This window comes from Paenarthrobacter aurescens, from assembly GCF_025421775.1.
GTDB lineage: Bacteria > Actinomycetota > Actinomycetes > Actinomycetales > Micrococcaceae > Arthrobacter > Arthrobacter aurescens_B.
Genome location: NZ_JAOEFX010000007.1, coordinates 1 through 18,064, shown reverse-complemented (window position 1 = coordinate 18,064; position 18,064 = coordinate 1). Strand labels below are relative to the sequence as shown.

The following is an 18,064-nucleotide window of genomic DNA, read 5'->3' as shown; positions in this document are numbered from 1 at the left end:
GTGCTGAGGTTGCGTTCACGACGGCGGCCGCGCACTGAGTCGCGCACGGCAAGAACCGTTGGTCATATTTCGTTTGCGGATGATGTGAATCGCTTAATCCTCAAATGCGGAACTAAACTCATTCCATGCCGCAAATACGAATCTCCGAAGCCGCGCGTTTCCTGGGTGTCAGCGATGACACCGTGAGGCGCTGGACGGAGAACGGAACGCTGACCGCCCAGAAGGACCCGGCTGGACGTCTCGCCGTGGACGGACTGGAACTCGCAACGCTTGCCCGCGACCAGTCGCACCTCCCGGACGATCCCTCCCGTCCGGGCAGTTCGGCCCGCAACCGGTTCGTCGGCCTGGTTACAGGGATCACTACGGACAAGGTCATGGCCCAGGTGGAGCTTCAGTGTGGTCCGTTCCGGGTGGTGTCCCTCATGAGCAGCGAGGCCGTGCGGGAACTTGGACTCGAGCTCGGTTCTGTTGCCACCGCCGTGGTCAAAGCCACCACCGTCATTATCGAAACTCCGCAGGGAAAGAGCATCATATGAGGATCCTGCGTACTTCCTTCAGCGCCGCGTTGCTGGGAGGCGCCCTTGCCGCCAGCCTGGCAGGCTGTGCTTCCGGCGCCCCGGAACCTTCCAACGGCAGTGCCACAGGGCAGCTCTCCGGAACTGTCACAGTCTTTGCCGCTGCCTCGCTCAAATCCACGTTCACGCAGCTGGCCAAGGACTTCGAAGCCAAGAACCCGGGTACCAAGGTGACGCTGAGCTTTGCGGGTTCCTCGGACCTGGTCACCCAGATCACCCAAGGTGCCCCCGCTGACGTGTTCGCCTCAGCCGACACCAAGAGCATGACCAAGCTCGCCGAGGCCAAACTCGTGGATGGTACGGCGACCGACTTCGCCACCAACGTCCTGGAGATTGCCGTCCCACCCAGCAATCCGGCGTCGATCTCTTCCTTTGCCGACTTGGCCAAACCCGAAGTCAAGGTGGTCACCTGCGCCAGCCAGGTGCCTTGCGGAACGGCCACGGACACCGTTGAGAAGGCCACCGGAATCCCGTTGAGTCCTGTCAGCGAGGAATCGTCCGTGACCGATGTGCTGGGCAAGGTCACCTCGGGTGAAGCCGACGCGGGCCTGGTGTACGTCACAGACGTCAAGGGAGCCGGGGACAAGGTCAAGGGCATCCCGTTCCCGGAATCGGACAAGGCCGTCAACACCTACCCGATTGCCACTGTTGGCACCGGCAAGAACAAAGAGCTGGCAGCGGCGTTCATCGCGGCGGTCACCGGCGAGGCAGGCAAGAAGGTTCTCAGCGACGCCGGCTTCGGAACCCCGTAGGAAGCCCATGAACAGGCGCAGCACCTTTGGCTATCACGGTGTCCCACGGTGGGTTTACGCTGTGGCAGCCGTGGGCGGGATGCTGGTGGTCCTTCCATTGGTGGCTATGGTCGCAAAGGTCAACTGGCCGCAGTTCATTCCGCTCATCACGTCAGAACCCTCGCTCGCCGCCTTGGGGCTGAGCCTGCGGACCTCGGCCGCCAGCACTCTGCTGTGCGTCGTGCTGGGAGTTCCTTTGGCGTTGGTGCTGGCCCGCGGCGAGTTCCCGGGCCAGCGGCTCCTGAGGGCGTTCGTCCTCTTGCCGCTGGTGCTGCCACCAGTCGTCGGGGGTATCGCGCTCCTGTACACGTTTGGGCGGCAGGGCCTCCTGGGGAAGTCCCTGGAGGTAGCGGGTATCCAGATCGCATTCTCCACCACCGCCGTGATCCTGGCGCAGACGTTCGTGGCCTTGCCCTTCCTGGTGGTCAGCCTGGAAGGGGCGCTGCGGTCGGCCGGAAACAGATATGAAGCCGTCGCGGCGACCCTCGGGGCCCGACCCACCACGGTCCTTCGCCGCGTCACGCTTCCGCTGGTCCTGCCGGGGCTGGCGTCGGGAGCCGTGTTGTCGTTCGCGCGCAGCCTGGGGGAGTTCGGTGCGACTCTGACGTTCGCCGGAAGCCTGGAAGGGGTGACCCGCACGCTGCCGCTGGAGATCTATCTGCAGCGGGAGACCGACCCCGACGCCGCAGTAGCGCTGTCCTTGGTCCTGGTGGCGGTCGCGGTGGCTGTGGTGGGGCTCAGCTATGGTCGCCGGCGGGGCAGCGCGGCCTCGGGGGGCCAAGCATGAGTTTCGAACTGCAAGCCAGCCTCCACGCCAGGAACTTCGACATGTCACTCAGCCTCGCCGACGGCGAAACTGTGGCCATCCTCGGTCCCAACGGTGCGGGCAAATCCACTCTGCTGGGTGTGATTTCCGGGCTGTTGCGACCGGATTCCGGTTCGGCACGGATCGCCGACAAACAGCTGTTCAACCTCGACGACGGCACTCGCCTTTGGAAGGCACCCCACCTGCGGGGGACTGCTTTGTTGGCCCAGGAAGCGCTGCTGTTTCCACATTTGAACGCCCTGGACAACGTGGCGTTCGGACCTCGGAGTGCCGGAGCTTCCAAAGTGGCGGCACGGGAAACCGCACAGCACTGGCTTGCCGAAGTGGACGCCATGCCCCTCGCCAACCGAAAACCTTCGCAACTATCCGGCGGGCAGGCCCAACGTGTGGCAGTGGCCCGCGCTTTGGCCGCCGAGCCCGAGCTCCTCCTTCTCGATGAGCCCATGGCCGCCCTCGACATCCATGCGGCACCGTTGCTTCGCCGCGTGCTTAAGCGGGTTTTGAAGGATCGGAAGGCCATCATCGTCACCCACGATGTCCTGGACGCCTACATGCTGGCCGACCGTGTCATCGTGGTGGAAAAGGGCCGCATTGTTGAAGAAGGCCCAACCCGGGATGTCCTCGAACGGCCCAGGAGCCACTTTGCAGCTGGACTCGCCGGGCTGAACCTCGTCACCGGGACGCTCACCGAGGAAGGAATCACGACGCCGGATGGCCGGGTTTTCGCGGGTCAACACGATTCCGGCTGGTCACCTTCGCCCGGCCAGGCAGGTGTGGCGGCGTTCCCGCCGTCGAGCGTTTCCGTCTTCCTGGGCGATGTCCACGGAAGCCCCCGCAATTCGTTTCCCGTCACCATCACGGACCTTGAACCGCACGGTGACCAGATCCGGGTCCGCGCCGCGGGCGGTTCGGCCCAGGCATTGTCCGCCGACATCACCCCCGCGGCGTCAGCCGACCTTGGACTTGTCCCGGGCATGGACGTGCGGTTCGTGGTCAAGTCTGCGCTGGTGGCGGTCTATCCGGCCTGAGCCTGTCTACTCCCGATACATCTTCTCCGCGTAGGACGGCCCGTAATAGGTCTCCAGCTCTTCCAGCGGAGTTTCCGGCTGCGTGTAGGCCTGTGAAAGCACCGCGATGCTCGGCAGGTCGCCGGTCTCCCAGGTCCCGGGCTGCCACAGGCCGCTGCGCATGAACGCCTTGCCGCAGTGTGTGAACACTTCTTCGATGGAAACCACCACGGCGGCGCGCGGACGGTGCCCCTTGACCACCATGAGATCGAAGAAATCGGCGTCGCGGACAATCTGCGCGGTCCCGTTGATCCGGAGGGTATCCGTGCGGCCCGGAACCACCGAGAGGATGCCGACATTCGGGTTCTCCAGAATGTTGTGGAAGCCGAAGGTGAGCTTGTTTCCGGGGCGTTCCGGGATGGCGATGGTGTGTTCGTCCAGGACGAGGATGAATCCGGCGGGGTCGCCCTTGGGTGAGGCGTCAACGCGACCCTGCGCGTCAGTCGTTGAGATCACGCAGAAGGGACTTGCGGCCAACCATTGCCGGTCGAAATCACTGAGCGAGGTGCGGACCTTCTTTCGCACACGATCAAGGGGCAATCCGATCAGCTCTTCGAGTTCTTCCGTACTGGAGATTGTGTCCATGACCCCAGCCTACTTTCCCCCGATTCCGGTGGACTCTGGACAGCAGTTTCGCCGTGGGCAAACATGGAACACAATGACCCTGAATTCAAAGTTGAGCGTAGTAGACTCAACTTTGAAAGTATTGGTCTAACCCAGAAAGGGAGCACTCTTTGGACGTCAAATTCACCACCAAAAGCCAGGAGGCCCTTTCTGCGGCCGCCATGAACGCATCAACTGCCGGCAACCCGCAGCTTGAGCCTGCCCACCTGCTGAAAGCCCTCATGGACCAGCGCGAGGGCGTCGCCGTGGCACTTCTGCGCGCCACCGGGGCCGATCCTGATGCCGTGAGCGTGCAGGCCAGCTCCGCCATCAAGGCGCTTCCGTCCACATCGGGCAGCTCGGTCCAGCAAGCACAGCTGTCCCGTCAGTCCATGCAGGCCATCCAGGCTGCCCAGAACGAGGCCGACAAACTCGGCGACTCCTTCGTCTCCACCGAACACCTGCTGCTGGGCCTCTCGGCCGGAAGTGACTCCGTCGGCAAATTAATGCGCGACGCCGGCGCCTCCCACGAGGCTCTGCTCGCCGCCCTGCCGGGTGTCCGGGGCGACAGGAACGTCAATTCCCCGGACCCGGAGAACACCTTCCAGGCCTTGGAGAAGTTCGGTACTGACCTCACCGCGGTGGCCCGCTCGGGCAAGCTGGACCCCGTCATTGGGCGGGACAGCGAGATTCGACGCGTCGTCCAGGTCCTGAGCCGCCGCACCAAGAACAACCCCGTTCTGATCGGTGAGCCCGGCGTCGGCAAGACCGCCGTCGTCGAAGGCCTTGCCCAGCGCATGGTGGCCGGCGACGTCCCCGAAAGCTTGCGCGGCAAGACGCTGATCGCACTGGATCTTGCCTCCATGGTGGCCGGCGCCAAGTACCGCGGCGAGTTCGAGGAGCGACTGAAGGCCGTACTCGAGGAAATCAAGAACTCCAACGGCCAGATCGTCACATTCATCGACGAAATCCACACCGTAGTTGGTGCCGGTGCCACAGGTGACAGCGCCATGGATGCGGGCAATATGTTGAAGCCCATGCTGGCCCGCGGCGAGCTGCGCCTGATCGGGGCCACCACCCTGGACGAGTACCGCGAGAACATCGAGAAGGACCCGGCCTTGGAGCGCCGCTTCCAGCAGGTCTACGTTGGCGAGCCCAGCGTTGAGGACACCATCGGTATTCTGCGTGGTTTGAAGGAGCGCTACGAGGCCCACCACAAGGTGGCCATCGCCGACTCCGCGCTGGTGGCCGCTGCAACGCTGTCCAACCGCTACATCTCCGGACGCCAGTTGCCGGACAAGGCCATCGACCTGGTGGACGAGGCCGCGTCACGGCTCCGCATGGAGATCGATTCCGCACCGGAGGAGATCGACCAGCTCCGCCGCGCCGTCGACCGCCTGACCATGGAAGAACTGGCCCTCCAGGGCGAAACTGACCCTGCGTCGGTGGAGAGGCTGGCTGCGCTCCGCGCGGACAAGGCGGACAAGAACGAAGAACTCAGTGCGTTGAACGCGCGCTGGGAAGCTGAGAAAGCCGGACTGAACCGCGTCGGCGACCTCAAGGCCAAGATCGACGAACTGCGTTCCGTCGCGGACAAGGCCCAGCGCGAAGGCGACCTCGAATCGGCCTCACGGATCCTTTACGGAGAGCTGCCTGCCCTCGAACGGGAGCTGAGCGCCGCTGCTGAGGAGGAATCCGCCCGGAGCGACTCGAAACCGGAACTCATGGTGGCCGAGGACGTAACCGCTGACGACATTGCCGAGGTCATCTCCGCCTGGACCGGCATCCCTGCCGGACGCATGCTCCAAGGTGAGTCCCAGAAGCTCCTCCACATGGAGGAAGAGCTTGGCAAGCGACTGATCGGCCAGACCAAAGCCGTGCAGGCGGTGTCCGATGCCGTGCGGCGTGCACGAGCCGGCATCAGCGATCCCAACAGGCCCACAGGATCGTTCTTGTTCCTTGGCCCCACGGGTGTCGGCAAGACGGAACTGGCCAAGGCCTTGGCTGACTTCCTCTTCGACGACGAACGCGCCATGATCCGGATCGACATGTCCGAGTACAGCGAGAAGCACGCCGTAGCCCGCCTGGTGGGTGCCCCTCCGGGATACGTGGGCTATGAGGAAGGCGGGCAGCTGACCGAGGCTGTACGTCGCCGTCCGTATTCGGTAGTCCTGCTCGATGAAGTGGAGAAGGCCCACCCTGAGGTCTTCGACATCCTCCTGCAGGTCCTCGACGACGGACGGCTCACCGACGGTCAGGGCCGCACCGTGGATTTCCGAAACACCATCCTGGTGCTGACCTCCAATTCAGGAAGCCAGTTCCTGGTGGACCAGTCGCTGGATGCCCGGGCCAAGCGAGAGGCCGTCATGGCCGTGGTGCAGGCATCGTTCAAGCCTGAGTTCCTGAACCGCCTGGACGAGATCGTGCTCTTCGATCCGCTGTCCGTGGAGGAACTGGCCCGGATTGTGGAGCTGCACGTGGCCGAACTGGCCAACCGGCTCCGCGATCGTCGCCTGAGCCTCGAGGTGACTGACGGTGCCCGCGCCTGGTTGGCCATGTCCGGCTTCGATCCTGCTTACGGAGCCCGGCCGCTGCGTCGGCTGGTTCAGCGTGAGATCGGCGACCGCCTCGCCAAGGAGATCCTCGCCGGCGAGATCAGCGACGGCGACACCGTGCTGGTGGACACCGCCGCCGACCTCGACGAACTCACCATTGAGGGTCTGGAGTCGTTGGCAGGTCCCGACGGCGGCATGCCCGCGGGGACGGGACTCACGGTTCGCAGGAAGTAATGGTGGCTGGTGGGCTATTTCTGGAGGAGATCTTCCTTAATGGTGTTGCCTGAGTCCACCACGATGAAGCAATCAACGCGGCGGTCGCCCCGATCCCAACTGGTGGGGCTCGGATAAACGTTCTGCTGAAGGAGGACGTAATTGCCGGCTGCCGCGTTGAGCTTTGCCACAGCTGCCTTGCAGACTTCCCGGCCCTTGTCCCGCATGGCGTTGGTTCCGGGGAACGAATCGTCGGTCGGGTAGGCGTGGACCCCAATGAGCTGGGCGGAGTGCTCGGTGTCGCAGGCCACGGCCCTTGCCACACTGGCATTGGGATCGAAATCAGCGAAGCAATCGCCCACTAGGAAGTCCTTCGCATTCGCGTCACGCGGAAGCGGGCCAGGGGTCGCTGTGGCAGTCGGAGTGGTGACCGCAGCTTCAGGCCGCGTTCCCAGCAGATTGAGCAGCACCCAGATCACCACGCCAATGAGCACCAGTACGCCCACTACTATCCCGCCGATGACCAGCCTTTGCCGTTTGACCGGATCTCCGTGCGGTTCAGGCTGCCACTCCTGTCCCGGATACCCGGCGGGGTAAGCAGGTGCCTGGGCGTCCGTCGGTGGCGCTGCGGGATCGGGCTGTTCCCCTGGGTTCGGCACGAAGTCGGGATCGATCTCGGGCGCAGGGTCCGGCTCGAGGCCCGACGGTGGCACCAAAGGTTCAGATCGCGGCTGCTCACCGGCTGCCGGTGGTGTTTCGGGCGCGGGGGGCACCCCATCCTTGGCTTGATCGCGTGGTGAACCATCGCGCGGGGGAGTGTTGTCCTGGCTCATTTTCTGGGTGTGCCTTCCTGCTGTGACGCCGCATTGAGGCAGACTCTACCCAATTTTCGAGTCCCTGGGAGGTGTTCAGCCTTGGTTTTGGCAGGAGTCGGCCCTCGCGCCGCGCTGTGGTGGCGCGCAGGCACTCCCGAAAGCATGTAATCTAGACATACGACAAATTGACCAAACATTCCGGGGCCTCACCGATAGCCAAGGTGACCACCTCCGGTCCAAGTACAAAAGGGGGTCACGCCATGGGGCGCGGCCGTCAAAAGGCAAAAGCTACCAAGCAGGCTCGGGATATTAAGTACTACTCCCCGAACACTGACTATTCGGCACTTGAGCGGGAGCTCACGGGTCCGTCCAGTCGTGTCAAGAGCCACTTCCCCGAAGATCCCTCGGAGCCGGACTATTCGGCCTACGAGGACAAGTACGCGGAAGACGATGACGACGAGGTTGACACCCGCCGAATCGGATAGCTGTCGCAACCAACAGGTGCCGTAGGTGCTGAGTTGCGGACCGCCGTCGTACATCAAGGTCATCGCGCATCTCCGGATGCCGTATATCTTCTGAAAAAGGGCCCCCAGGGCACGCCATTCATTGGCGTACCCTGAGGGCCCTTTTTTGCGTAGGCTGGAGTTCGAGCTCATCGAAAGGGAAATCCATGCCGGAGGTCGACAGCTACAAGCAGGGAACACCGTGTTGGGTGGACCTGTCCTCCACCGACATCGACGTGTCCAGGAAGTTCTACAGTGACCTCTTTGGATGGGAGCTGGACGCCATGGACGCCGGGAACGGCGCCACCTACTACATGGCCAAGCTCCAGGGCCGCTACGTTGCCGGCATGATGCAGCAGATGCCCGACGCTCCGGAGGGGATGCCTTCATACTGGGCGAACTATATTGCCGTGGATTCCGCTGACGAGGCCGCCCAACGCGTGGAAGCCGCTGGCGGAACCCTTCTCTTCCCTCCCGACTCGGTGCCCAACGGCAGCGGGCGGATGTTCTTCGCCACAGATCCCACCGGGGCCCAGATCGGCTTTTGGGAGGCCGGCAACCACCCCGGATCAGGGCTGGTCAATGAACCGGGGACCATGATTTGGAATGAGCTGCAAACAAATGACGTCCCCAAGGCCGTAGCGTTCTATGAGGCTGTGACAGGGTGCACCAGCGAAACTGAACCGGCCGGTGACCTGCAGGAGTACACCAGCCTCTTGGTGGAAGGAAAGCGCATAGCCGGCGCGCTTACGTTGCCCATTGAGGGCTTATCGCCATTTTGGATGACCTACTTCGCCGTTGAGGAAGTGGATGCGGCAGTTCAGCAGGCCGTTGAGTTGGGGAGCCATATCATCGCGCCCGCCTTCGATGTGCCCGGCGTTGGCCGCATGGCTGTCCTCATGGATCCGGCCGGGGCGGCGTTCAGCATCATGACAGGCCTCACCGCATGACGGCCCGGCAGCACTACCCCAGCGGCGAGCCGTGCTGGGCGGACCTGCAGACCAGGGACGTCGCCGCGGCCAAAGACTTCTATCAGCGCGTATTCGGCTGGAAGTACAAAGACCTGCCCACTCCTGATGGCCGCAGCTATGCGCAGGCCTTCGTCAAGGACCAGTTAGTGGCGGTGATCGCACCGCAGAACCCCATGCAGGAGGCTGCGGGAACGCACGGCCAATGGAACATTTACATAGCCGCCACGGACACTGAAGAAATTGCAGACGACGCTGTCCATGCCGGCGGGAAGCTCCAGTTCGGACCCGAGGCTGTTGCGGATACCGGTGTCCTGGCGTTCATTGAACCTCCCGGCGGCGGAACCACCGGCGTTTGGCAGGCTGGAACGCATGTGGGAAGCCACCTGTTCAACGAGCCCGGTGCGTTGGCGTGGGCTGAACTGTTGACGCCTGAGCCGCAGTCCGCCGTCGCGTTTTTCCAGCAGCTTTTCGGTCACGAGGTTACCGAATATCCCCAGGACGACGGCGGCAGCTACAGCACGCTGATGGTCAACGGTGACGAAGTGGCAGGTGTTGTCCCTGCCGACGAAGGCGACGAGGCCGCCTGGCAGATTTATTTCGGCGTAGCGGATGTCCGCAAGGCCGCCGAAGCTGCTGTGGCGGCCGGGGGAGAGCTCCTGGTGGAGCCGGAGGAGAAACCTGAGGCGGGGTCCCTCGCCACCATTCAGGATCCGCAGGGCGGAATCCTGAGCCTGATCCAGACATAGAACCAGGCAGCAAAGAGAGAGCGGCCGGGCAGTCCAAGACTGCCCGGCCGCTCTCTTTATGAAGCGATATACCGCTTAGGCGTAGGCGTTCACCAAACGGACAGCGCCGCCGTCGACGCCCTTGGCACCCTGGACGTAGTCCGGGCCGGTCTTGTCGATCGAGTCGCTGTCAGCTGAAACGGTGCCCATGACCCAGGACGGCAGTCCGCGGTCGTTGAGGCGGGCCACTGCGGCGTCGGCTGCTTCGGCGGAAACGATGGCGACCATGCCCACGCCGAGGTTCAACGTGCGCTCCAGGTCGGCCAGCGGAACGTTGCCCAGCTCGGAAACCAGCTTGAAGATGGCGGGCAGTTCCCAGGTGTTGCGGTCAACCGTGGCCACCAGGCCCTGCGGGAGGACGCGGGCCAGGTTGGCGGCCAGGCCACCACCGGTGACGTGGCTGAAGCCGTGAACGGCTGCGCCACCTGCAACGGGGAAGGTGCGGGCAAGGTCGAGGCAGTCAGCTGCGTAGACGCGGGTCGGCTCCAGGAGCTCTTCGCCCAGCGTGCGGCCGAGCTCGGAAACCTGGCGGTCCAGGGCCCAACCGGCGTGGTTGATGACGCGGCGGACCAGGGAGTAGCCGTTGGAGTGCAGGCCGGATGAAGCCATACCGATGACGACGTCGCCGGCGCGGACGCGGTCCGGACCGAGCAGGGCGTCGGCCTCGACGATGCCGGTTGCGGCACCTGCGACGTCGTACTCGTGCTCACCCAGGAGGCCCGGGTGCTCAGCGGTTTCGCCGCCCACCAGGGCGGTGCCGGCAACGGAGCAGGCAGCAGCGATACCGCGGACAATGTCAGCGATGCGCTCCGGGACAACCTTGCCGCAGGCGATGTAGTCGGTCATATAGAGCGGCTCAGCACCCACTACAACGATGTCGTCCACCACCATGCCCACCAGGTCGAAACCGATGGTGTCGTGGATGTCCATGGCCTGCGCGATGGCTACCTTGGTGCCAACACCGTCGGTGGACGTGGCCAGCAGCGGCTTCTTGTAAGTCAGGAGCTTCGAGACGTCGTACAGGCCAGCGAAACCGCCGACGCCGCCAATCACCGAAGAGTTGTGCGTCGCCTTGATGGCGCCCTTCATGAGTTCGACTGCGCGGTCGCCCGCTTCAACGTCGACGCCGGCAGAAGCGTAGGTGATACCGGAGTTGTTCTCAGCGGCGGGTGTTGCGGAGCTCATACAGACTCTTTCTTGTCGGCGTCGGTCAAACGATCAGCGTCGGTAAGGAGGTTTTCGAATTCAGCGTCAGGCCCGGGATCGCAACCCGTGGCGCCCGGCTTCTCGGCCGGATCCTCGGAATCGTCCACGGCGGTGTCCTCGGCAGCAGGTAGCCCGCCAAGGTCGGTGCGCTCCAGGAGGTTCTTGCCCAACTTGTCCGCGTGCGGCAGCTCGATGGGGTACTTGCCGGTGAAGCAGGCCGTGCAGAGGCGTTCGCGCGGCTGCTGGGTTGCCCCGATCATGCCGTCCTCGGAGATGTAGGCCAGCGAGTCGGCGCCGATGGCCTGGGAGATCTCCTCGATGGTGGCGCCGTTGGCGATGAGTTCCGCACGGGATGCGAAGTCGATGCCGTAGAAGCAGGGCCACTGGACCGGGGGAGAAGAAATCTTGACGTGCACCGCAGCGGCACCGGCTTCCCGGAGCATCCGAACGATGGCGCGCTGGGTGTTGCCGCGGACGATCGAGTCATCCACCACCACAATGCGCTTTCCGCGGATCACGGATTCCAGTGCGTTGAGCTTGAGCCGGATACCCAGCTGGCGCAGGGTTTGCGACGGCTGGATGAACGTTCGTCCCACGTAGGCGTTCTTGACGAAGCCGTGCGCGAACGGGATGCCCGACTGCTCGGCGTAGCCAACAGCCGCGGGGGTGCCGGACTCGGGGACAGGAATGACCAGGTCTGCCTCATGCGTGTTTTCGCGGGCCAATTGGCGGCCCATCTCAACGCGGGCTTCGTACACGGAGCGGCCGGCAATGGCAGCGTCCGGACGGGCCAGGTAGACGTATTCGAAGACGCAGCCAGCGGGCGTTGCTTCGGCGAAGCGCTGCGAACGGACGCCGTCCTCGTCGATGGCAATGAACTCGCCGGGCTCGATCTCGCGGATGAAGCTCGCACCAACGGTGGCCAGGCCTGCCTGCTCGGAAGCGACAACCCAACCGCGGTCCAGGCGGCCAAGACACAGCGGGCGGATGCCGTAGGTATCGCGGGCTGCGTAGAGGGTTCCTTCATCCATGAAGACGAAGCAGAAGCCACCCTTGATCTTGGGCAGCAGCTCCAGTGCGGTCTGCTCCAGGGTCTTGCCCTCTTCGCCCTCAAGGAGAGCGGTCACCAGAGCGGTGTCCGAGGTATTGCCCTGCTTCATTTCACCGGTCAACTGGCCGTCGTTGCGCTCAAGGATCATTTCCCGGAGCTCAGCGGTGTTGGTCAGGTTGCCGTTGTGGGCCAAAGCAACCGTGCCGGTTGCGGTCGCACCCAGGGTTGGCTGCGCATTGGCCCAGTGGCTTGCACCGGTGGTGGAATACCGGCAGTGGCCAACAGCCAGGTGCCCGGTAAGGGTGTTCAGGGTTGTCTCATCGAAGACCTGGGACACAAGGCCCATGTCTTTATAGACATTGATGCGCTTGCCGTCACTGGTAGCAATACCAGCCGATTCTTGTCCGCGGTGCTGCAGCGCATACAGCCCGTAATAGGTGAGTTTTGCTACTTCTTCACCGGGAGCCCAAACCCCGAAGACGCCACAAGCGTCCTGGGGGCCTTTTTCGCCGGGGAGAAGATCATGAGAAAGTTTTCCGTCGCCACGTGCCACTGGTCGATTGTCTCATGTTGTGGCCGTGGTAAGTTCCTTCGCGGCCTATGTGACCCTGGGAATGGGCGCAGAACTGGCGTGTTCCGGCGAAAATGCGGTGTGTCTCACATTGGCTCCCCTCCAAAGAGGCGGCCGGGCGCCCAACTTAGCGGACGTCGTCGTGTTCTGGCCCTTCATCCGGAACCGAATCCGGAACGGCTTCCACTACGGCGCGCTGTGATCGCTTGACGCTGATGCGGTCCAGGATCAGGGCGAGGATCGAAAACAGAATGACGCCGCCGCCGGCGCAAACGATCAGGAAGAAGCCGAAGACTGTGCCGGCGTCGAAGGCGGGGTCGGCCTGGCGGCCGTAAGCGATGATTGCCGCCACAATTGCACCAACCACTGCTCCCAAAATCATGAAGGGTACAAACTTGGGTGCCCTGCGAACGGTGATCTCGCGGCGGGCGGAGTTGGGGGTGGTGTCCTCTGAAGCCATGCCTTCAAGCGTACCGTTCCGCGTTTGTGTACAGATAATGCCCTTAAGGAGTCACCTTAAGGGCATTATCTGTACACAAAGTCCTGGAGTTAGCTGCCGCGGTACGTCGAGAACGCGAACGGGCTCAGAAGGAGCGGCACGTGATAGTGCTCACCGGCGTCGGAAACTGTGAAGTTCAGATCCACTTCCGGGAAGAACGTCTCCGTGCCAAGGCCCTCGTAGTAGGCGCCCGTGGCGAAGTTCAGCCGGTAGGCGCCGCCGGGGATCCGCTCCGGCCCGAGGGTCTTGATGCGGCCGTCGGCGTCGGTCTCACCCTTCGCCACCAAGGTCCAGTCGTCACCTTCGCGGACGTAGAGTACGACGGCGACACCCGCCGCCGGACGCCCGGAACCGGTGTCCAGGATGTGGGTGGTTACTTGTGAAACGCTCATGCGTTGACTCCTTCGCTGATCAATCCGGAAAGGCGCAGCAGTGCGATCTCCCGCAATTGGCCAGCCACGATTGTGTCTTCTTCTTCGGGGGTGTGGCTGATTCGTTCCTGGAGGGCGGCGAGCATCTCCTGTGCGCTGCGGCCTGCAGCACGGATCAGGAAGACCCTGCCGAACTTCTCCTCGTAGGCGCGGTTTCCCTCGGCAAGGGCGGTGGTGGTTTGGTTGTCGCCCGGGTCCACGCCGGCCTGCTCCGAACGCGACATCGCGGCCTCGGTGGTTTGGGCCTTGGGGCGTTCGCCGATGCGGGGGTGGTGGGCCATGGCTGACTCCACTTCGGCCGCGGTGAAGGGCTCGGCGGCACGCTGGGCTTGCCCCAGCAGTTCGTCGACACTGGCGTAGGGGCGCGCGTCCACGATGGCCTCCACCCAGCGGCTGATATCCAGGCAAGGGGTCAGGGTCCTGATGGCCTCGTCCCGGTCAACACTGTTGAATACTGCAAGCTCCATGCTTGTGTCATCCTCGTGCAAAAATGCTGGCATCCATGGTGTGGGCTATGCGGAACTCCTGCTGTTGCAAGAGGAAGCCTTTGCTTCGAGCTTCCGCATCATGGAACTGTTATTTCAGCATACGTAATTCAGTTAAGCTGAGTGAGCGGCTCGGTGTCAAGAGACTACCGCGCCATGACCTCTTGTTCGCACTGTCAGGTAAAGGCGGTGTGCGGTGATCACCAGGGCCAGCCACGCGATGCCTATGGCCCATGCTGCCAGCACGTCCGTGAGCCAATGATGGCCCAGGTAGACCCGGCTCAAGCCCATGGTGAGGGCGAACGCCGCGGCCACGAGTACCGTGATCACCCGTGCCTGCATGGTCTTGAGCCGCAGGATGATCAGGTAGGCCACGATGCCGGCGATCACGATCGAGTTCAAGGAGTGGCCGCTGGGGAATGAGGCGGAATGCTCGTAAGGCGGAATTGCATCGGCCATGTCCGGGCGGGTCCGGCCGAAGATCGGCTTGCCCAGGACGGTAATGACCAGCGATCCCAGTCCGGCAGCGAGCATCAGGATAACCGGCGTCCAAGACCGCCGTTTGGTGGCCAGGAAGATCATGATGCCCACGGCAATGATGGGCATGCCCACGGTGCCGCCGATATTCGTGTACGCCGTGACAGCGACATCCAGGGCGGGGGATCGGACTGATTTGGCTGCAGCCAGCACGGGGTCGTCCAAGCCTGCCACGCCGTCGGCTTCCGTCACGGACTCGTAGACTTCGCCAAAAGCCCAAGCGAGGGACAATGCCACGGCCAGCCCCGCCGCCAGCGTGATGACCAGTGCGGCGTAGGGTCCCAGCAGCCTGGTGGCCCACTCGGCGCTCCGGGCCATGGTCCGGCCGACGGGGGATTTCCAGCGCGTCAGGTCCTGTCCGGCGACGAACCGGTCCTGGCTGACTTCACCCCGTATGCCGGTCTCCGCCGACTCTTTACCTTCAGTCGTCACTCATGTCCCCTGTCCGTGGCGGCCTCCGTGTTGGTGAGTAACCTTAGCAGTTTGGGCTTGGGGGTTTCCTGGGGGTGCAGCTACTTCACGTTTTCGGGTAGCGGTTGGCCCACTTTGACGAGCAGCGTCTGCTCGGGGCTGAGTTCGCTGCCGTCCTCCCTGTGTGGCTGGAGCTGTGGGACCGGTTCACCTGTGAGGTGGTCGATCACCACGGAGTGCTTCTCCCCGGCTGCGAAGGCATTTCGCTCGCCCCACTGCCGGAGGCTGAGGATCAGCGTGAACAGATCGCGACCGGCCCCTGTGAGCTCATACTCGCTCCGCGTCCCACGGTCATTCGGAGTCCGGGTGAGGATGCCCCTGTCCACGAGGAGGCGCAGGCGGTCCGAAAGAATGTTCTTCGCTACGCCCAGTGACCGCTCAAATTCCGAGAATCGGCGCTTGCCGTCCAGTGAGTCCCGAATGATCAGCAGGATCCACTTATCGCCCACCAGGTCGGCTGCCCTCGCAACGGGGCATTCGGGGTCAGTCCAGTCGACATCGCTTGGTTGCAACATGAAACCATTGTCCCATAGGCTCATTTGGTTGCATATTGAAACCAATCTTTCGGAGGCCGGCACCATGGGCAATAACAATCAGACGTCTTCCAGGCGGGGCCTGAGCCGCCGTCTCCTGCTGTTGCTCGCCGTCGTGGCCGCCTTCATGGTGTCCAACCTCTACTACGGACAGCCCCTGCTTGAACGCATCGGGGCGGATATGGGAATCGCCGTGGCCGGTGTGGGGTGGGTGGTGGCGTCGTCCCAAGCCGGGTATCTCCTTGGGCTGGTTCTCCTGGTGCCACTGGGGGACATGGTGGACCGCCGCGCACTCATCGCCCTGCAGATCGGGGCCACCGCGGCGGGCGCCTGTGTTGTGGCCCTGGCTTCATCCCAAACTGCATTGCTCGTCGGCTTCATGTTCCTGGGTGTGGCTTCCTCCGTGGTGCAGACTATCGTGGCGTACACCGCAGCCTCGAGTACCGCCGACCAAAGGGGAGAGAGCATCGGCACCGTAACTGCCGGCGTCGTGAGTGGCATTATCCTGGCGCGGACAGCGGCGGGAGGTATGACGGAGCTGTGGGGCTGGCGGTCGGTCTACGTCCTCGCGGCGGTGGCCGGGATAGTCCTGTCGATCGCCGCCTTCCGCGCCCTGCCGGCAGACAGTGGCGCCCGCGGAGATGTTCGCTACTGGCGGGCTGTTTCGTCCGTCGTGGTCCTGACCCGCAGCAGTCCCGTGTTCCGTACCCGTGCCCTCATCACCATGCTGCTGTTCGCGTCCTTTGGGGTGCTGTGGAGCGGTATGTCACTGCTGCTGAGCGGACCGGCGTGGAACCTTCCGCCAAGCCTGATCGGACTCTTCGGGCTGGCCGGGCTGATAGGGATCGTGGCTGCCTCCCGGGCGGGTGCTGCGGCGGACCGGGGTTGGGGACAACGGGTCACCGGAGTCAGCCTGGCCGCGCTCCTTGGCTCGTGGGTGGCGTTGTCACTGGGGAGTTGGTCGCTGCTGTGGTTCATTGCCGGCATCATCGTGCTGGACGCCGCTGTTCAAGCGGTCCACGTCAGCAGCCAGACCATGATCGTGACCGGAGCCGAGGAATCCGCCAGCAGCATTATCGGCAGCTACATGGTGTTCTACTCCGTGGGCAGTGCGGCCGGTGCTGCGTCGGTAGCGCCTGTGTACGACGTATGGGGCTGGACCGGGGCCAGTGCTCTCGGGGCATTTTTCGCGTTGCTGGCCTTTGCGGTTTGGGGGACGGAGCGGCTCCGGCGCCCCAGGAAGCCTGCCCGCGCACGCTTGGCTCGCCCCGCACAGCATGCTGGGGCAGAATGACCTCAACCAGCTGAAGGAGTTCGCACATGCCCGACATTCTGACGTCCAGGTTCCTGTTCGGTCCCGGCCCGAGCAATTGCTACCCCGAAGCCATGGCTGCTTTGGCCTACCCCGTTCTGGGGCACCTTGATCCGGTGTTCATCGAGCGGCTCGACCACACCTGCGAGGGCCTTCGGACTGTCTGGGGGACCTCCAACGCGCGGACACTCCCTTTGAGTGCCACAGGTTCCGGCGGGATGGAAGCGGCTTTCGTGAACACCGTGTCCGACGGCGACGTGGCAGTGATCGCTGTCAACGGACTTTTCGGGGCGCGGATGTGTGAGGTCGCCCGGCGATGTGGGGCGACGGTGGTTCGCGTCGACCACGAATGGGGTCAGCCCATCGACGCTGACCGGGTTCTGTCGGCGCACCCCAATCCGAAAGTCATCGCCGCGGTTCACGCTGAGACGTCAGTAGGCGTCATCTCCGATATCGCCGCACTGGGCGCCGGCAAGGGCGACGCCCTGCTGATCGCCGACGCCGTGACATCCATCGGCGGACTGGAGCTCCTGGCAGACGACTGGGGGATCGACGTCGGATACGCCGGAACACAGAAGTGCCTGGGTGTCCCGCCGGGACTGTCGCCGTTCACGGTGTCCGACCACGCCTTCGAGCGCCGCATCAAGGATCCGCGGTCCTGGTACCTCGACATCGGGTTGCTCGGCGGGTACGTCGGCGCGGCCAGCGGGGCCCGAACCTACCACCACACTGCACCGGTCACCATGATCGCCGGACTCGAAGCGGCCTTGGACCGTATCCTCGCCGAGGGCCTGGACGTGGTGCAGGCCCGGCACCGGGCAGCGGGCACGGCCTTGCAGAACGGGCTGCAGGAAATGGGATTGGAACTGTTCGCTGCCGAGGGCGCCCGACTGCCGAGCCTCACCACCGTCAGAGTGCCCGACGGCGTCAACTCGGCTGCCGTCCGCGCTTACCTTCTGGAGAACTTCAGCATGGAAATTGGCTCGGGCGTAGGGGAGTTCGCGGACACCGTGTGGCGCATCGGCATGATGGGCCCGAATGCCAACCCGGCCTCCGTGACCCTGGTGCTGGGGGCGCTCAATGAGGCCATCGCCAACGCCTAACCCCTGGACGCTCTCTCACCTAACGTCGGGTTTCGGGCGACGCTCTCTCACCTAACGTCGGGTTTTGGGCGACGCTCTCTCACTTAACGTCGGGTTTTGGGCGACGCTCTCTCACTTAACGTCGGGTTTTGGGCGACGCTCTCTCACTTAACGTCGGGTTT

General features: G+C 63.8%; 19 protein-coding genes. 10 read left to right on the top strand and 9 right to left on the bottom strand.

Features of this window, described 5'->3' with window-relative positions; all coding sequences use genetic code 11:
• Window positions 1-125: 125 nt before the first annotated feature.
• From N7568_RS15300 to N7568_RS15285, 4 genes are read left to right on the top strand one after another with little or no spacing between them, the layout of a single operon-like run.
• Complete coding sequence (locus tag N7568_RS15300) at window positions 126-536, top strand: TOBE domain-containing protein (RefSeq protein WP_261610653.1); 411 nt, start codon at window positions 126-128, stop codon at window positions 534-536.
• On the top strand, window positions 533-1,327 hold the full coding sequence (gene modA, locus N7568_RS15295; RefSeq protein WP_261610652.1) for a molybdate ABC transporter substrate-binding protein: 795 nt from the start codon (window positions 533-535) through the stop codon (window positions 1,325-1,327). Before N7568_RS15300 ends, modA begins: the two co-directional genes overlap by 4 nt.
• 7 nt (window positions 1,328-1,334) lie before the next feature.
• A complete protein-coding gene (locus tag N7568_RS15290; RefSeq protein WP_261610651.1) occupies window positions 1,335-2,153 on the top strand; it encodes an ABC transporter permease in 819 nt (272 codons plus the stop codon).
• Window positions 2,150-3,220, top strand: a complete 1,071-nt coding sequence (locus N7568_RS15285; RefSeq protein WP_261610650.1) for a sulfate/molybdate ABC transporter ATP-binding protein — start codon at window positions 2,150-2,152, stop codon at window positions 3,218-3,220. Before N7568_RS15290 ends, N7568_RS15285 begins: the two co-directional genes overlap by 4 nt.
• Before the next feature lie 6 nt (window positions 3,221-3,226).
• On the opposite strand, the gene N7568_RS15280 is transcribed toward N7568_RS15285, so the two are convergent.
• Window positions 3,227-3,844 carry a pyridoxamine 5'-phosphate oxidase family protein gene (locus N7568_RS15280; RefSeq protein ID WP_261610649.1) on the bottom strand — a complete coding sequence of 206 codons (618 nt, stop codon included), beginning with the start codon at window positions 3,842-3,844 and terminating at the stop codon, window positions 3,227-3,229.
• 149 nt (window positions 3,845-3,993) lie between these two features.
• Here N7568_RS15280 and clpB point away from each other — a divergent pair, with 149 nt between their 5' ends.
• Window positions 3,994-6,651, top strand: coding sequence for an ATP-dependent chaperone ClpB (gene clpB, locus N7568_RS15275; protein ID WP_261610648.1), 2,658 nt, complete (start codon window positions 3,994-3,996; stop codon window positions 6,649-6,651).
• A gap of 14 nt (window positions 6,652-6,665) precedes the next feature.
• Here the strand turns inward: clpB and N7568_RS15270 are convergent, their stop codons facing one another.
• A complete protein-coding gene (locus tag N7568_RS15270) occupies window positions 6,666-7,463 on the bottom strand; it encodes a septum formation family protein (protein ID WP_261610647.1) in 798 nt (265 codons plus the stop codon).
• Between the two features lie 242 nt (window positions 7,464-7,705).
• Between N7568_RS15270 and N7568_RS15265 the strand changes: the two genes are divergently transcribed.
• The 3 genes from N7568_RS15265 to N7568_RS15255 all read left to right on the top strand — a co-directional run bounded on the left by N7568_RS15265 (window position 7,706) and on the right by N7568_RS15255 (window position 9,665).
• Window positions 7,706-7,930, top strand: coding sequence for a DUF3073 domain-containing protein (locus N7568_RS15265; RefSeq protein ID WP_261610646.1), 225 nt, complete (start codon window positions 7,706-7,708; stop codon window positions 7,928-7,930).
• A gap of 185 nt (window positions 7,931-8,115) precedes the next feature.
• On the top strand, window positions 8,116-8,898 hold the full coding sequence (locus N7568_RS15260; protein ID WP_261610645.1) for a VOC family protein: 783 nt from the start codon (window positions 8,116-8,118) through the stop codon (window positions 8,896-8,898).
• The gene (locus N7568_RS15255; RefSeq protein ID WP_261610644.1) at window positions 8,895-9,665 is read left to right on the top strand and encodes a VOC family protein; all 771 of its coding nucleotides are present in this window, start codon (window positions 8,895-8,897) and stop codon (window positions 9,663-9,665) included. The genes N7568_RS15260 and N7568_RS15255 overlap by 4 nt, the downstream gene beginning before the upstream one ends.
• A 75-nt stretch (window positions 9,666-9,740) precedes the next feature.
• Here N7568_RS15255 and purM read toward each other — a convergent pair whose 3' ends face one another.
• The 7 genes from purM to N7568_RS15220 all read right to left on the bottom strand — a co-directional run bounded on the left by purM (window position 9,741) and on the right by N7568_RS15220 (window position 15,470).
• Window positions 9,741-10,889, bottom strand: coding sequence for a phosphoribosylformylglycinamidine cyclo-ligase (gene purM, locus N7568_RS15250; RefSeq protein WP_261610643.1), 1,149 nt, complete (start codon window positions 10,887-10,889; stop codon window positions 9,741-9,743).
• Window positions 10,886-12,514, bottom strand: coding sequence for an amidophosphoribosyltransferase (gene purF, locus N7568_RS15245; RefSeq protein ID WP_261610642.1), 1,629 nt, complete (start codon window positions 12,512-12,514; stop codon window positions 10,886-10,888). The genes purM and purF overlap by 4 nt, the downstream gene beginning before the upstream one ends.
• 145 nt (window positions 12,515-12,659) lie before the next feature.
• Window positions 12,660-12,992, bottom strand: coding sequence for a hypothetical protein (locus tag N7568_RS15240; protein WP_261610641.1), 333 nt, complete (start codon window positions 12,990-12,992; stop codon window positions 12,660-12,662).
• 89 nt (window positions 12,993-13,081) lie between these two features.
• The gene (gene uraH / locus N7568_RS15235; protein ID WP_017199951.1) at window positions 13,082-13,423 is read right to left on the bottom strand and encodes a hydroxyisourate hydrolase; all 342 of its coding nucleotides are present in this window, start codon (window positions 13,421-13,423) and stop codon (window positions 13,082-13,084) included.
• Window positions 13,420-13,929 (bottom strand): 2-oxo-4-hydroxy-4-carboxy-5-ureidoimidazoline decarboxylase, encoded by a 510-nt coding sequence (gene uraD / locus N7568_RS15230; protein ID WP_261610640.1) that lies wholly within the window; start codon window positions 13,927-13,929, stop codon window positions 13,420-13,422. Before uraD ends, uraH begins: the two co-directional genes overlap by 4 nt.
• A 156-nt stretch (window positions 13,930-14,085) precedes the next feature.
• Complete coding sequence (locus N7568_RS15225) at window positions 14,086-14,916, bottom strand: phosphatase PAP2 family protein (protein WP_261610639.1); 831 nt, start codon at window positions 14,914-14,916, stop codon at window positions 14,086-14,088.
• A gap of 80 nt (window positions 14,917-14,996) precedes the next feature.
• On the bottom strand, window positions 14,997-15,470 hold the full coding sequence (locus N7568_RS15220; RefSeq protein ID WP_261610638.1) for a winged helix-turn-helix transcriptional regulator: 474 nt from the start codon (window positions 15,468-15,470) through the stop codon (window positions 14,997-14,999).
• 64 nt (window positions 15,471-15,534) lie between these two features.
• Here N7568_RS15220 and N7568_RS15215 point away from each other — a divergent pair, with 64 nt between their 5' ends.
• Both N7568_RS15215 and N7568_RS15210 read left to right on the top strand, forming a co-directional pair.
• Window positions 15,535-16,782: an MFS transporter gene (locus N7568_RS15215; RefSeq protein WP_261610637.1), complete on the top strand. Its 1,248-nt coding sequence runs from the start codon at window positions 15,535-15,537 to the stop codon at window positions 16,780-16,782.
• A gap of 26 nt (window positions 16,783-16,808) precedes the next feature.
• Window positions 16,809-17,903 carry a pyridoxal-phosphate-dependent aminotransferase family protein gene (locus tag N7568_RS15210; protein WP_261610636.1) on the top strand — a complete coding sequence of 365 codons (1,095 nt, stop codon included), beginning with the start codon at window positions 16,809-16,811 and terminating at the stop codon, window positions 17,901-17,903.
• The last annotated feature ends 161 nt before the right edge of the window (window positions 17,904-18,064 follow it).